The organism is Paenibacillus sp. J5C2022 (assembly GCF_025567625.1).
Classification (GTDB): domain Bacteria; phylum Bacillota; class Bacilli; order Paenibacillales; family Paenibacillaceae; genus Pristimantibacillus.
On sequence record NZ_JAOQJC010000007.1, the window covers coordinates 187093 to 202664 of the forward strand.

The window sequence follows — 15572 nt, forward strand, 5'->3', positions numbered from 1 at the left end:
TGCAGATGAAATATAGATACCGGGCATGTAGACGTATACTTCCTATTCGTATATTTATCACTTTACAATAATTACAGCCAGGATCGCTTTAGGATCCGGCAGCCAATTATAAGACGGAAAGGAAGCGTTTACATGCAGAAGGTATTCAAGAAGGGATTGCTCTGTCTGTTCATCATGGCAATCATCTTCCCTGTTGGCTCACATCGATGGATGACGGCAAGCGCCAACGGATCGGCGGTGCTGATCGATGATGATGCTTCAGATTTATCCGGAGCCGGCTGGACAAGAAGCTCGGATCCCGTATCGGGGAGCTATATTACGGATGCAACAAACTCGTTAGGCAACCCGGCCAATGTGTCCATGAAGCAAGTGCTTCGCGGCCAGTATTTGTTCTATAGCTCCGTGGACGATACGTACAATGCGATTAAAAAGGAGGTCTCCATAGGCTCCGGCAGATGGTATATCGAATTCGAAGCTAGAATGGCGGATTTGATTACCCCGTCCGAAAATCCCGTATGGAACGGCTTCGCGATCGATACGGTGGCAAACAACAAGCGCTATCGGGTAGCGTTCAACAGCAAGTCAGGACATATGGACTCCACCTTCAAAGTGCAGATTATGAAGAACAGCTCGAACGACTATGAGGAGACGATTGTTCATCTCGACGATTTCGCCGACGTTCACAAATGGGGAATTGAGTACGATGGCGGAACTACCGTCTCGGTTATCCTTGACGGCCAGTTGATTGCAAGAGCAACGGGAGTGAATGTGGCAAGCGGCTATGCGGATCAAGCGATGATGTACAATAGCTCGACCGGGCTGCTCTCAGGGACGAACGAAGTGTATCTGTATAATTACAAGCTTGTGAAGGGAAGCCCTCTCTCTTATATCGAAAATGCCATACATGACGATGCGGCGAATCTCGCTGCCGGAGGGTGGGCGGTATCCGCCGTGCAGACAGGGCAATATATTACCGACTATTATCAGTCCCCGAGCAACCCGAACGGGGTATCGTTAAAGCCCGTATCCAAAGGGCAATATTTGATGTTCGGCGATCAGACGTCGACAGCTTCCACCCCTGCCGCAATGAGCAAACCTGCAGCGATCGGCAGCGGCTCATGGACCCTGCAGCTGAGAGCGCGAATCGTCGATCTCATGCAGCCGCTGGCGAAAGGCGACGATACCGGGCTGATCGTACAAGTTGTGGCCGACGGGAAGCTCTACAAGCTTGTTTTCAACGATCGGGATAAAGTAACGGCGATAAAAGCGGCTTCCTATAAACAGGCACAAGCGAATATGCCGACTGACGACCAGTTCCACACCTGGTCCATCGCCCATGACGGAAAGGGGAGTATTTACGTCGACCTTGACAATGCGAGGGTTGCCGTGTTCGACGAGATCGGCAGCAGCACAACCGCCAATGAAGGAGTGACCTTATCCGTTGCCGCTCAAGGCAGCCTATCCGGCACAACGGAAGTGTACTTCGACTCCATTGTCCTGAAGAACAACACGATGCCGGAATGGGCAAAGGTGCAAGCAGATGCCTATTCCGCCGAGAAATCTGTTCATGTGCTCACAGACTTCACGGAGCGGCTGACGGATCACGATTGGATGAGATCGGCAGATCCCGTTAACGGGAACTACATTACCGACTTTTCAGCTTCGCTGGGGAATCCGAATCTCACCCCTCTATTGCCTGTTCCACAGAGCCAATATTTGCTGTACGCAGATGCATCCGGCACTTCAAGCTCCATTACCCACAGCGGAATCGCAATCGGCAGCGAGCCGTGGATGATGGAGCTGGATATGAACATCGTCGATTTGATAACGCCTTCGTCCAATTCCGCAACCAACGGCTTGTCGGTCGATGTGCATGCCAATTCCAAAAAGTACAAAGTAACCTTCAACAGCATGGATACATCCGGCAATATCAAGCTGACGGTTCTGAAGGACGGCGGCGGCGCAACAGAAGAGAAGCAAATCCCGCTCCCCCCTGACGGAACCTTCCATCAATGGGGAATCGGTTATGACGGCGCCTCGGCCTTGACGATCATCCTCGACGGCACGGTCGTGATGCAGGTCGATTACATCAATGTGCCGGACGCCTTGTCTGATCGGATCGTACTCCATAACAACGCGAGCGACCTTCAATCAGGTTCGAATGAAGTGTATCTGGATCTCATCAAGCTGGAAAAGGAAAATCTGCCTGATTGGCTGTTCACGGCCATGGAGGATGACGCCGACAATCTGGATCAGGCGGAGTGGACACGAAGCAATGATCCGGTCGCCGGCAATTATATTACGGACGAGCCGAATTCTCTCGGCAATCCTAATGGCATTCAGATGCTGCCGGTATCGTCAGGCGAATACTTGCTATACAGCGCGCAGAATGGCCTGCACAGTCACATCGCCAAGGAGGTCCCTATCGGCTCAGGCCCTTGGTATGCCCAGCTTGAGGCGCGCATAGCCGATCTGCCTACACCGTCGGCCAACGCCGCATGGAGAGGATTGTCCGTAGATCTTGCAGCTGACGGCAAGCGGTACAGACTTTCCTTCAACAGTCTGGATGCGAACGGAAATATGAACATTTACTTGCTCAAGCCGGGAAATACGTTCGAAGTGAAGCAAGTCGCGTTGCCGGATGACGGGTTTCACACTTGGGGAATTTCATATGACGGACAAGCGGGCATCCGCGTCGATCTCGATGGCAGCGTCGTTGCGCAATTCACCTATGAAGAGATCGCCGTGTCGACGCCCGACGGCATGAAGTTGTTTGCCGACACGAACAACTTGGGCTCAGGCACGACCGAGGTGTATGTCGACAAGGTTCGCTTATTGCGCAATTACGAGCCTGAGCTTCGCCAACAAAGCCTCTCTCCTATTCCGGATTGGGTGTCCGCTGCCGTGAAGGATGACGCCGACAATCTGGATCAGGCGGGTTGGACACGAAGCAACGATCCGGTCGCCGGCAATTATATTACGGACGAGCCGAATTCGCTCGGCAACCCGAATGACATTCAGATGCTGCCGGTATCGGCAGGCGAGTACTTGCTGTACAGCGCGCAGAATGGCCTGCACAGCCATATCGCCAAGGAGGTCCCTATCGGCTCAGGCCCTTGGTACGCTCAACTGGAGGCGCGCATAGCCGATCTGTCCACGCCTTCCTCCAACGCCGCATGGAGGGGATTGTCCGTAGATCTTGCAGCTGATGGCAAGCGGTACAGACTCTCCTTCAACAGTCTGGATGCGAACGGAAATATGAAGATTTACTTGCTCAAGCCGGGGAATACGTTCGAAGTGAAGCAAGTCGCCATGCCGAATGACGGGTTTCACACTTGGGGAATTTCATACGACGGACAAGCGGGCGTCCGCGTCGATCTCGATGGCAGCGTCGTCGCGCAATTCACCTATGAAGAGATCGCCGTCACGACACCCGACGGCATGAAATTGTTTGCCGACACGAACAACTTGGGCTCAGGCACGACCGAGGTGTATCTCGATGCAATCCGTCTATATCGCGATTACGCCCCCGAGCTGCGAATGGTTACTTTGTTCGATGATACGGCTTCCAGCCTGCAGGCGGCCAACTGGATACAGGCCACTCCGCCAAGGACCGGCGTATATATGATCGATGCGCCGCTCTCGCTCGGCAATCCGAACGGTGTCCCGCTCAAGCCCGTTCCGGCCGGTCAATATCTGGCTTATGCCGACGGTACTTCCGCGAGCGGACATTACAGCAACATGAAGCGCAACGTAGCGATTGGCTCCGATGCATGGACGCTCCGGTTCGACGCCAAAATCGCCGATCTTGCCAAGGCGACAAACTATTACTTATGGAAGGGCCTTGTATTCAACATTTATGCGGACAACAAACGATATATGGTATCGTTCAACAGCTATGATGCCGACAAACACACGATTAAAGCTTTTGTCATCGGCAACAGCACGAATCGCTTTACGGAGCAGGAAGTGCATCTTCCCGACGATCAAGCCTTTCACACGTGGGAGATCGTATACGATGGACATGGCGGGTTGTATCTCGGGCTTGATCGCAATCTGATCGCCCAATCCGACGATGCCGGCGTGAGTGCAGCGTCCAGCGACAACATCGCCATCTTCAATCTCGCCAACGATGTTTATACCACCGGTACGAATGAAGTGTATATTGACCGGATCACACTGACCAAGAATCAAATTCCGGATTGGATTGAAGACTATCCCCATATCTCAGGAGTTACGGTCAAGCCCGAGGCCGACTCCGCTTCCGTGCCTGTCATTGTCAATATAGGAGGAGCCGATTCGGACTGGTTCAGTAATCCTGACGTACAGGTGAAAGCCGGCTTGTACAATCAATCTCAACTTGTCACCAGCAGCGTATACGCAGTAGACGCCCCTACGGTGCGCTTGGCGCTTAATGGAAGCGGAGCCGGCAAGCGAAAGCTTGTCGTCGACTTGCTCAATGACGGCGTTCTGGTAGATAAGGTGGTGAAGGATATTGAGTTGCTCCCGACTTCCGCATCCGTTGCGCCCGAAGTATCGCTTGCCTCCTCCCCTGGCGCAGTATACTTGTTCACCGAAGTGGATCAGATGCAAAATAGCGTCGGCCAAAGCGCGGCAGCTGCGGGATGGATGAGCGTAGACTATATATACAAGGGAACGGATAGCACCGTCACGGACAATGTGTACCATCTCATTGAAAGCACGCCAAGCGCACAAACGCTGACGCTGCCGGTAGACTTATATGGATGGTTCGGCGTCTATGTCGGGTATGCAGACGGCACGGAACAATTCGATGTGTCGAATGGAACAAGCACAAGCACAATCTCTTTCGGAGATGTCGATGGGAACAGCTTGTACAGTGAAGGAACGTTAAGAGAAGAATTCGTGACCGCCGCCAACTTCAACGGCAGAACACTCAGCTTCATCCCGTCGCCTGAACATCAATCCAGAATCGCCTATATCAAATTGCGTGGATTAACGGGCAGCGACATCGCCGTGTATACGACTGCCGACGAGGGAGCGCTCGGCAAGCGAGTCATCTATAACAACGACGGCTACACCCATTTCAGTTCGCTGAAATACCATAACGCCTCGGCCATTCAGGACAAGGCGCTCAACCTGTTCGACGGTCAAGATGTCGGTGGAATCGATTGGGCATTGGGAACGACGATGCAGTTGAATTATGACAGTCAATATGCGGGAACACCGTTCCAATCGTTCAGCGAAGACGATCCGACGCTGCGAGAGATCGATCTGTTCGCCAAATCGGCCATTCACAATATTTATGAGGAGAGCGGCTCCTGGGCGCCGGAGCTGTTGGCACAACGCGCTCAAGACATCGGCATTTCATTTATCGCCTCATTGCGCATGAACGCCTTCTATTCGCCAACGTCGTTCCCTGCCCTGAACGGTCAGATGTATCAGAACTATATGGCTCCGCCAGCCGAGAACGAAGCGCGGCAGCTTGATGCGAAAAGCAATCCCACGTATCGGTTAAGCTTCTATTATTCGCACTTCCGAGACTACATTAAAAATATTCTTTCGGAAGTTGCCGCAATACCGAATGTGGACGGAGTCAATCTTGACTTCTGCCGATACCCTTATGTATTCGGATACGAATTGACCGATGTAAACAGCAGGAAAGCGATTGTTACACAGCTGCTAAGCGAGATCCGTTCCGCACTCCCGGGCAAAACCATAAGCGTGCGAATTCCGCATTGGAATTACGAGGGCTATGGTCTTGATCCGGAAGCCTGGATTGATCAAGGCCTGATCGATATGCTCATTCCATCCAATATCTCCTATGAAGATTTCTTCGACATCAGTCCGTTCGTGAACATGACTGCCGGAACAAACGTCAAGCTCTATGCAGGCATCGTCTCCGATCTATCAGGGACAGACCTGACCAAAGAGCAAGAGGCCATCATCCGGAATGGAGGAACCGTGGAAAACACAAAGAGGACCCTGTCCAGGACCCAATATCAATTACGGGCCTACGAGGTTTATGAGGCAGGCGCCGACGGCGTATATATCTTCAATGATTGGTGGAACGGCAAAGGCATCCTTGGCTTATTAGGGGACAAAGTGAAAGTGAAGAAATGGCACCACTTCGATTATTATAGTCAACTGATTGAAAATCCTGTATTCATTATGCATCCGTAACTGAATAATGAAATAAAACAGAGCCCCCGGTCGCAATAAGCGAACGGGAGCTCTGCTTCTCTCCGATAGCCGGATTCAATTGCCCTCCAATAACCGCATGCTCTCCTCATTCATCGCAAGCTCCGCGGCTTTCAGGCTATCTTCCAATTGCTCCGCATTCTTCGGACCGATGATCGGGAAGACATCGAAGCCGTGGGACTGCGACAGCATGTAGGCGAGAGCGATATTGGAAGAGCTTGCTCCACGCTCGCGCGCCTGCTCCCGAACCCGATCCAGTCTGGCGAAGTTGACTTCGCTGTAATAGAAACGACCTGCTACCGTCTCGGACCGATCATCTCCACGGGCATACTTGCCGCTGAAGAAACCGTTCGCCTGCGAGCTGTACGGCACTGCCGTCAAGCCGGTTCTCCGGTGATATTCCTTCATGTCCGTATCCATAGCAACGAGAGTAGAGTCGGTCAGATGATGCCGGTTGACCTCGGCCAGGCTCCACATCATTTGATTGGCGACGAACCCTTTCACTCCCGTCCGCTCCGCATATTGCTGCGCTTCCACCAAGCGCGGGAGCGACCAGTTCGAGCAAGCATAATAACGAATGGAGCCTCGTTCCGCTTGTTCCTCCAATACATCGAGGATGTCCGACACCGGTCTGGAGGGATCGTCCCTGTGCAAATAATACAGATCGATGGTGTCCGTCTGAAGATTATGCAGACTTTGCTGCAAGTCCGACAAGATGTCATCGCGATGAAGCCGAAGGAAAGGTCCATTGTTCAGCGAAGGGCATGCGCCTTTCGTACCGACCATCATATGATGCCGGTTTCCCCGCAGCTTCATCCACTTGCCGATCGTCTTCTCGCTAATGCCCTTGACAGGCCATTGCCAGTCTGCATAATTCAACGAAGTATCGAGGAAATTCCCTCCTGCATCGCTATACATGTCCAACAGACGGAAAGCTTCGCGCTCGGAGATATCGCTTCCGAACAAGGCCGTACCGAGCGTCAAGACCGAAGCGTCCAGATCGGTGTGCCGCAGCCGTCTCTTATTCACGCCGACTCGCTCCTTTACCCTGTAATGATGGTGCTGATTTCCCTGCAACGATATGCCTTTTAGTTTAACCGACATGAAGTGCTAGTGTCTTTATTGAAAAGTCCGGATTATTTAGCAATTTTACAGCCGCGCATTACTTCCTCTTTTATTCCGTTACAATCTCCACTGTTTTGGTTGCGTCGTGCCAATCTACGTGAGCCCCAAGCTGCCCAATGACGGCAGCTTCCTAGTTTTTCTCCATTTAGGGCAAATTCGGTCGTTCATCACGTATCTTAACTGGTGAGAATTGCTTAAAAGATAAATCAGCAATCGATACATTGGGTACTTTGAACAATATATACGGTGCTTCGCCATATCTTTCGTAGATATTTTCAGTGTAGACATACTGTACATCCAACGAATAGTTGTCTTGCCCGAATACATTTATAAGCTCCACAGATTGATTCTTTCCTGCCACTAGCAAAACGTAAAACACATCTTTCTTATTGAAATAATATTGTCCCTCTTCCCGAGCTGAGATTCGTTCGTTAATTTCCTTTTGTATTGTTTGCTCGGTTACAGCATCAGGATCAATAACCTCATACGAAACGCTGCTTGGAGGAATTGCCTCGTCATTATGATTATACTGGGCATAACTGGATACAGTCCAAATCCCCCCATAACTATGCCACTTATTTAGAGTAAACAAATACATGTTGCCTTCCTCTGTTCCTACGACAACCTTTCGTGGGTTATACGTCCCATCCACAGTGTCCATATAACTCATATTTTGCTTCAACTCATTACTAACATATTTTTTAATTACGACTTTATAATCTTTTTGGGACTCATCTTTGGAAAGCTTTTTTAAATCATTGTCACTATAATCTGGCATCGTAGCCGTTATAGTCCCGTATTGCTCCAATTCATCAAAATTCAAAAAAGATACGGAGGCTGGTTCCATAGATTCTGGTTTCGATTCTGTTGTATTGTTTTCCTCAACAACAGCACTACCATTTGATCCTCCATCAGATGGAGACGGGTTATTATTCCCTCCGTTTTGACAAGCTGTTAATAGAAGCACTGACACCGCTATGATAAGAATGATTTTTGCTTTCATTTCAGAATTCCTCCAATCGGCTATATTTGAGCCGTACTTGTTCAAACGACCTTCCTTCTCTCCCCCGCTCAAAAATTTACATTCATTGTATAAGACGTATTACGACTGGTATGGTTGCTGTGTTCAGGAAAACAATGTTTGAATGACTTAGCCCTCATTTAGTTCTCATATTCATCCAGTCCAATGTACGGTGCTGGATCAACACGCCTGCCATTTACGAAAATTTCAAAGTGCAAATGTGGAGCAGTGCTCTTACCAGTAGATCCGCACACGCCGACGACATCCCCCACCTTGACCGTAATAAGCGATAAACTAAAATGGACGAAACGCCTTGCCCAGCAAGTGGCGGAGTGCAAGCATTGGACACAATTCGTCAATGAAGATTAGATCATCGAGGGAATCATACTTTGCTACATAGCCAGCACTTGGGACAAGACTCGTCGTGTGGCTGTCATTCGAAAGATGCAGCGTTTCGATGATGTTCATCCATTGCTTGAGCTGGACACATTTTGGGAGTATGAAGCGATGGTAACAACAGAAGATTGGGAAGCCATCAATATATGGAGATTCTATAACCGACGCTGCTGCATGGAGAACTACATCAAGGAAGGCAAGAACGGATTTGCCATTCATCGTATTCCGACTCAATCCTTTGCCGCCAATGAGATTGATCTGTTGTTAAAGCTGCTGGTATACAATTTGTTCGAGCGATTCAAGCTACAATGCTGCAACCCGATTCATCGTTCGTTTACCATCCAGCGCTTTCGTCGGGAGTTTATCCGTTGTGCTGGCGTACTGGTTCGAAGTGGCCGTATGCTCAAATTGAAAATGGCTGAATCCTTCCCCAATCGATGGGCATGGCTTAGTATGGAACGAAAAAGTATTTTTTTGGAAAGAACAGTAATCCCAAAATTAGTCTTGGAAATCCCCGTTGCCCCTTCATGTGGGGAGGGGCAACGGGGATTTATAGCTGTTTTTGCTTTCAAAATGAATTTCATTTATTTCGTCATTCCAAAACTGGTTATCATTCCCATAACATGCCGTCGTCAGTAATTAATTTTATGAGTTTCGTAATTCAGGTTAAACAAAGATAAATAGTTTCTGGTATCTTTTTGATGATTATGCTCCTTCGTTTGTACATTTTTGCAGCTATTTACATCGCTTTCTAAAGTAGCTTTCATCATTTTATTCAGGACTTTCACAATTTCGCGTTCTTCCTCTTTGTATAAGCTATCATCCATAGACTGAGGTTGATTGAGATAGTTTGGCGGCTCAGAAGCGGGAGTGGGACTAGGAGAGGGATTAGGGGTACGAACAGGAGTATGCATAGGAATAAGAATAGGGGGAGGAGATTCCGTATGTTTGCTTTCACCGTCTTGTGCCTCCCCCCCAAATATATCCTTAGACGCACTAACCCCGTTAATGCTCCGCTAACAAATCACCTCTATAATGGTTATACGGTCCACTGCACAACAAATTCAAAAGAAAGGAATGAAGCATATGGGAATTCATACGTACTTTCAATCGCTTAACGATCTGGAGCGCATCATTCGCTGTCCCGGAAAGTTCAAGTTCGAGGAACACAGCGTTGCCGCCCACTCCTGGAAAGTTGTCCAATACGCCAAAACATTGGCCGATATTGAAGAAAACAATGGCGGCTCTATCGATTGGAAGAAGCTCTATGAGATTACAAGCAGCCATGACTATGGCGAAATCTTCATCGGAGACATCAAAACGCCAGTGAAGCATTACTCGCTGGAGCTGCGCGGCATGCTGCAGCAGGTAGAGGAAGGCATGATCGCCATGTTCATCGAGGAGAATATACCGGAGGAGCTCAAGGCCATCTTCCGCCGGCAATTAAGAGAAGGCAAGGACGGATCGGTCGAAGGTCTCATTCTTGAAGTGGCAGACAAGCTGGATCAAGTATACGAAGCCATTACCGAATTGCAGAGAGGCAATACCGAGAAGGAATTCGTCGTCATGTACCGGGATGCGCTTATCAAGATCAAGAACATCAAGCTCCATTGCGTCGATTACTTCCTCCAGCACATCTTGCCCGACATCGTCAAGCAAAGCACGAACTGCCCTGTAGACATAAGCCAGATTACGAAGGAAGCGCTGGCGGTGTAAAAAACTCAAGCATTAGCAGGAAGAGGAAGCTCCTGCCATGACTTGAGTTTTTTAGTTTGCGCAATTGTTCAACTCCGTTAATCCTCATTTCGCTTCCTGCGAATCCAGAGCCGGCCCTGTGCTTTCCCACTGAATCAGCGAAGGCTACTTAGCTGGATTTTATGTAGTTATTTATAGTAAAAAGCCCCATACTATATCCCGCAAGTGGAAAATGTACAGTTAAATCAGACATTATCACACGAAAACTCATCTCTCGGCCAGATTAATAGCATAAAATCAGGCTGTTGAGAAAGTCGCTAGAATGTGAATTCGGCTTTTGATATATCGCATTTTCATGAGGGTGGACTCAGCTTTTACAAGAAAAATCGATTTAAACCGACCTGAGCATCTTATTTTTACTTTTGATTTCTCAAGCCCAACTCAAAAAGGACTTTCTCAACAGCCTGATAAAATCCAGTTCATTTATCATAAGTAGGAGTATTTCGATAAATTAATGACATGAAATACAGTTAGATTAACCTCCCCGGCTTCATTGCTTCATCCTATTCAAGCGTAAACAGCTATCGCCGCCCTTTGGCGGCATTAGCTTACGACTTACGATAGCCGATATATCGGCATATGATGAGTGTTAACCCGGTCCCGCTTCCCGTGCGGCCCCATTCTCGTTTGCATATTACGCCAGCTTGTTCCCGCAATTGGGACAGAAGTTGGCGCCTTCGTTTTTCGTGCCGCAGTTCGGGCAGAAGTTGGGCTTCTGACCGCCGCTTGGAGCCGTATGATTGGATTGTTGTTGATTCCGGTTCGCATCCTGATTCATGTTCTGCATCATGTCCTTGGCGAAGTTCATGCCCATCATCATACCGGTCATATCTGCCGCGAGGCCGCCGCTTTTCACTTTGCCCGATGCGATTCCGTCCGTCATCGATGCTTGCTGGTATCGCTGCATATCGCCGATCATGCTGTGCGAAGCCGTCTTCGTAATCATTTCCTGTATTTCCGGCGGGTAATTGAAGCTCATGACGCGGAAGTCCGCAATGGCTATGCCGTCGTCCAGCAGCTCCATATCCAGATCCTCCTGGATGCCGCGGGCAATGTCGAAGGCGTTCGCTTGCAGATTGAACATATCCTTGCCTTCCCGGCTAATCCACTTCATCAGCAGCTGGTCCAGCACAGCCATAATCCGAAGCTTCACATCCTCGACGAGATAGCTTCCCCTGACGCCCGCACTCTTGTCGATGAACGTCACGTAGTCCTTCACTTTGAAGACGAACGTTCCATTCGCCCGAATGGGCATGCCGCCCGGAAGCTGCGGGGTCGGAATCAGAATCGGATTTTGCGTTCCCCACCGGACCGTGAACTCCTTCGTATTGACGAATACGACTTCCACCCTCATGCCGCTGTTGAAGCCGAATTTGAATCCTTTTAGCGTCGACAGGAATGGGATAATTTCCGAATCGATGCTGTATTCTCCATCATCCTGGAATATCCCTTCGATCTTGCCATTATTCACGAAGATGGCGTCTTGTCCGGGGCGAATGATCAGTTTGCTTCCTTTTTTAATCTCCCGGTTGGCCCATTTCCAGAATATCATATCGTCTCGGAATTCTTCCCACTCCACTACATTCGCGAATTGATTTTTGAAAAACACCATGCCGCCTCAATCCTTTCCATTCAAAATGATCCTCTGCTGCCGCTGTGCGAGTGACCTCCCGATGTCGTTCCGCCCCCGCCTCCGCCGCCGGAACTGTTGTCGGTTGATCTCGGGATAGGTCTTTTCGTGACCGTTGTCCGGATGTATTGATCAGAATGACCGATTACGCCGGATGTGCCCGCATTCTCATATGTGCCTCTATGCACCGTGACACTTCCGCCTGAGTTCGCCGCCAACCTCCAGACGAAGAATAACGCAAGAAGGGCGGCGACGCCGTATTGAAACCACACTTTGAACAATATATTGTCCGGATTCACTCCCGGTGCGTAGCCCATATAGCGATACGCCGTTTTGATATAATCCGAAAATGCGCCGTAGTAGAAGCCTGATGACAAATCCGACGTTATTTTGTCCCGTATGCGATCCAGTCTGGAATCGTCCAGGTACTCCTCCGCTTTGTAGAACCCTGCGAGGTACAATTCCCTGTTGTTCATATCCAGCGTCAGAATGACGGCATTACCGTATGGCTTGTCGTAGCCGAACCCATGCTTGTCGTAGAAATCCTGCGTCATCTTCATCACATCTGCACCGCTCGTATTGTTGGATGTATAAATAATGATATCCGTTTCCCTCTTGGCCCCGTACCTCTGGGCCATTCCCTCCAATAGAGCAAGTTCGTCCTGTTCCAGCAAGCCGGCTTCATCGTAGATTAGCTGCTTGGTCTCCTCCGACGCATGCACATCCGCATTCGGCATCGGCACGGCAAGCGCAACGAAAACGGCAATCAGCAGCATAGTCAGCATGGAGCGTATTCCTCTTCTCACCAGAATCCCCCTCCCATCAACCAAGACAGAGCTTTCAAGGATAACAGCGAGGCGAAGAAAACTCCCGTGAACCACCATGCCATCTTCCCCTTGCTCAACGGAGGCTGGCCGACTACCTTGCCCGTCTGTCCGTTCATAGCGAACGTATACTTCTCCCCTTTGTAATCGTATTGGACCATCCATACCGGAAGAAGGACATAATCTGCTCTCCGAACCGCAGTGCGGACATCTTTGTGACGATAGGTGACCGTTTGATAGCCCGTCATCGTCGACTGGATATAGGAATCAATATACGAACGGATTCTCCCCTCCGCCCGGGGGAGCAGTTCCTCCGCGTCATAGTTGTATTTTTCCGCGATGTAGCCGGCCAGATAAGGCGCCTTGAAGCTCTTTAGACGATCATACGGGAACGGTTCCAGCATATCCATTAGCCTGTCATTCATTTTCTCCGAGGCGTCTACGGGAATCTTCACGTAATCCGCCAAGATATGGCGGTAAACATCGAAATGCTGCGTCTCGGTATAGGAATAATCACCGCTCGTATACGTTCTTACTTTGGTACCGTTCGCCTGGACTTGAATGTTGCTATGCAGATCGTACAGCCAGAACGGCACATATAAGCCGGTTATGCTCTTGATCCGATTCGCCGTCATGAATCCGGCCGGCGTCAGACGTCCGTTCTTGCACCACTTCTTGAATGCCTTCTGCGCTTCGTCCTTGCTGATCGAGAACGGAATGACCATCGCGGGAGCCAGCTTCCCTGTAAGCCGGTCGCCCAGCACGACGCTGGAGCCGCAGAAGCTGCAAGAGGTCGCCGTCGTCTCCGCTTCGGTCATAATAACCGCTCCACAGCTGCTGCAATGATATTCCTTCGCCTCATTCCCGGAGAAGACGGCATGCTTCAGCGAATTGGGCAGCTGCTCGATATCGTCCTTTCTTCCGCAGCTCTGACAGGACAACATTCCCGATTCGCTGTCGAACGTCATCCCGCCGCCGCAATTGGGGCACTTGTAATCCACAACCGACATTTCACTCACCTGCCTGATCTCGTCCATGCGATTCCTTCTTGTTCAGCTTCGCCTTGAGATCGGCAAGCTCGTCTTCGGGTTCGGCAGCTCTGCCCCTGTCGTATTGCTTGAACTGCTCATCCAGATCGCTATTGCCCTTGGCCTCCCTCCGAAGCTCCGCCAAAGCCATCGCTTCGTTATAAGCACGATCCGCCTTTTCCTCCATTGCGTCGAGCAAAGTGCCGTCGACGCTGTAGGAAGAGTTCAGCTCGTTGATTTTTTGCTGCGCTTCGGCAGCCGCAAGCTTCCCTTTCAATCGGGCTCTGCGAGCTTCCAGTTCGCCAATATCCGCCGTCAATTTGTCCTGCAGCTGCTTCATGCGTCCGGTATTGGCCGAAGCCTCGTCATAAGCGTCTTGCAGCGCACCTTCCCGTTGCGCCTCCGCCGCCTTCATCTCCAGAAACTCCAGCGCTTCCTCTTCTCTTCCATCCTGCACCGATCTCTCCGCATAACGATGAAGCTTCCTGATCTCGGACTTGCATTCGTCCAGCGCTCTCTTCGCCCTGCTCTCGGTCGCGATAACCGAGGCCGTCTCCGCCCTAACCGCGCCCAGGTCAACGCTCAGGCTGCGCATACAGGCGTCCAGCGTCTTCCCCGGGTCGTCCGCCCGCTCCAGTATGGCATGGACATTGCTCGACATCATCTCCTTGAATCTGGACAAGATCCCCATGATGCGACCCCCTTCTACAACATTCTCATTGTCTTTATAGTACCTTATTTCGGTGAGAAAGGATTCATTTATATTTTCTCAACGGAACATATAGAGGCGATAATCGTTAACAGAGACAGGTTCAAGACATATGTCGGGTTGATTGGGTTCAAAGAACTATTCCGACTTTTTTCGCCAATAACTGTAAGGGAGTAGTTCTGCAGGTTTATTTTTACAGATCTATATTTATTTCCGAAAACAGATGCCCTATAATGTTCACCATGATAGGGTGCGATGGGATATCCTCGCATCATTCATGAACGATTTCATTTCAGACGCTTAAGGAGGTTTTTTCAATGTCTGATTCACCTAAAAATGAAAGCGGTGTCACAAAAAGGCTGATCGCCCATGATGCGGATGTTATTCAACCGCTGCGCAAAGAGAAGCTTGACCGACTCGATCGCGTGAAAGCTTCTTCTGTTGAAGCGCAACTCGCTTTTATCAAAGAGCTAGTCAAAAACCAGGAATCCACCAAGGCATTTCTCAAAGATCCGAAGAAGTATGCGGTTGACCATGGTGTTTTGCTGTCTCCAGAAGTCGTGAAAGCCATCTCGAACGCAGTCATCTTTGATGTTGCCTTGGACGAGGAAGTCGCTAATACGCTCGGTTCGCACGGTCTGCAAGATTTGATCGATATGCGCGAGGGCAAGCCGACCGGTGTTCATGCCAACGCTGCCGCTGTTGCCGCCGGCGCGGCTGTCGTCGCAGCTGCCGCTGCTGTTGTTACGATGGTTGTTACTTTGGTAAGAGCAAGTCAACCAGCCGACCTTGTGTCTCTGCAAGGACTTGGGAAACAAGGGATCAAATTGCCGGGCGGCAAAAATTTCATCCCCCGGGACAATATGAAAACCAACTTTAATTTAAGAGGCAGAGGCTTTTAGGA

Annotated in this window: 11 protein-coding genes; 4 read left to right on the top strand and 7 right to left on the bottom strand. The window is 50.0% G+C overall.

Annotated features, from left to right (window positions below; translation table 11 throughout):
• The first annotated feature begins 132 nt into the window (after window positions 1–132).
• Entirely contained in the window at window positions 133–6162 is a 6030-nt protein-coding gene (locus tag M6D81_RS08170) for a family 10 glycosylhydrolase (protein WP_262676365.1), read from the top strand.
• 75 nt (window positions 6163–6237) lie between these two features.
• On the opposite strand, the gene M6D81_RS08175 is transcribed toward M6D81_RS08170, so the two are convergent.
• The 3 genes from M6D81_RS08175 to M6D81_RS08185 form a co-directional block, all read right to left on the bottom strand.
• The gene (locus tag M6D81_RS08175; protein ID WP_262676366.1) at window positions 6238–7209 is read right to left on the bottom strand and encodes an aldo/keto reductase; all 972 of its coding nucleotides are present in this window, start codon (window positions 7207–7209) and stop codon (window positions 6238–6240) included.
• A 241-nt stretch (window positions 7210–7450) separates the two neighbouring features.
• The gene (locus tag M6D81_RS08180; RefSeq protein WP_262676367.1) at window positions 7451–8308 is read right to left on the bottom strand and encodes a hypothetical protein; all 858 of its coding nucleotides are present in this window, start codon (window positions 8306–8308) and stop codon (window positions 7451–7453) included.
• Window positions 8309–8466: 158 nt separating this feature from the next.
• Window positions 8467–8598, bottom strand: coding sequence for a M23 family metallopeptidase (locus tag M6D81_RS08185; protein WP_317259106.1), 132 nt, complete (start codon window positions 8596–8598; stop codon window positions 8467–8469).
• Window positions 8599–8722: 124 nt separating this feature from the next.
• On the opposite strand from M6D81_RS08185, the gene M6D81_RS08190 reads away from it, so the two are divergent.
• Entirely contained in the window at window positions 8723–9361 is a 639-nt protein-coding gene (locus tag M6D81_RS08190; protein WP_262676412.1) for a transposase, read from the top strand.
• A gap of 447 nt (window positions 9362–9808) precedes the next feature.
• Window positions 9809–10438, top strand: coding sequence for an HD domain-containing protein (locus M6D81_RS08195; RefSeq protein WP_262676368.1), 630 nt, complete (start codon window positions 9809–9811; stop codon window positions 10436–10438).
• Window positions 10439–11111: 673 nt separating this feature from the next.
• Here M6D81_RS08195 and M6D81_RS08200 read toward each other — a convergent pair.
• The 4 genes from M6D81_RS08200 to M6D81_RS08215 are packed head-to-tail and all read right to left on the bottom strand — an operon-like array spanning window position 11112 to window position 14650.
• Window positions 11112–12089 (bottom strand): SPFH domain-containing protein, encoded by a 978-nt coding sequence (locus M6D81_RS08200; protein WP_262676369.1) that lies wholly within the window; start codon window positions 12087–12089, stop codon window positions 11112–11114.
• Window positions 12090–12109: 20 nt separating this feature from the next.
• Window positions 12110–12913: a TPM domain-containing protein gene (locus M6D81_RS08205; RefSeq protein ID WP_410795704.1), complete on the bottom strand. Its 804-nt coding sequence runs from the start codon at window positions 12911–12913 to the stop codon at window positions 12110–12112.
• Window positions 12910–13941, bottom strand: coding sequence for a TFIIB-type zinc ribbon-containing protein (locus tag M6D81_RS08210; RefSeq protein ID WP_262676414.1), 1032 nt, complete (start codon window positions 13939–13941; stop codon window positions 12910–12912). Before M6D81_RS08210 ends, M6D81_RS08205 begins: the two co-directional genes overlap by 4 nt.
• Window position 13942: 1 nt before the next feature.
• On the bottom strand, window positions 13943–14650 hold the full coding sequence (locus M6D81_RS08215) for a PspA/IM30 family protein (protein WP_262676370.1): 708 nt from the start codon (window positions 14648–14650) through the stop codon (window positions 13943–13945).
• Window positions 14651–14985: 335 nt separating this feature from the next.
• On the opposite strand from M6D81_RS08215, the gene M6D81_RS08220 reads away from it, so the two are divergent.
• Window positions 14986–15570 (top strand): hypothetical protein, encoded by a 585-nt coding sequence (locus M6D81_RS08220; protein ID WP_262676371.1) that lies wholly within the window; start codon window positions 14986–14988, stop codon window positions 15568–15570.
• Window positions 15571–15572 lie beyond the last annotated feature (2 nt).

Excerpts from the sequence above, each read along its gene's own strand:
- M6D81_RS08220 (WP_262676371.1), top strand. The coding sequence starts at position 14,986 with ATGTCTGATTCACCTAAAAATGAAAGCGGTGTCACAAAAAGGCTGATC.
- M6D81_RS08210 (WP_262676414.1), bottom strand. The coding sequence starts at position 13,941 with ATGTCGGTTGTGGATTACAAGTGCCCCAATTGCGGCGGCGGGATGACG.
- M6D81_RS08180 (WP_262676367.1), bottom strand. The coding sequence starts at position 8,308 with ATGAAAGCAAAAATCATTCTTATCATAGCGGTGTCAGTGCTTCTATTA.
- M6D81_RS08170 (WP_262676365.1), top strand. The coding sequence starts at position 133 with ATGCAGAAGGTATTCAAGAAGGGATTGCTCTGTCTGTTCATCATGGCA.
- M6D81_RS08195 (WP_262676368.1), top strand. The coding sequence starts at position 9,809 with ATGGGAATTCATACGTACTTTCAATCGCTTAACGATCTGGAGCGCATC.
- M6D81_RS08215 (WP_262676370.1), bottom strand. The coding sequence starts at position 14,650 with ATGGGGATCTTGTCCAGATTCAAGGAGATGATGTCGAGCAATGTCCAT.
- M6D81_RS08200 (WP_262676369.1), bottom strand. The coding sequence starts at position 12,089 with ATGGTGTTTTTCAAAAATCAATTCGCGAATGTAGTGGAGTGGGAAGAA.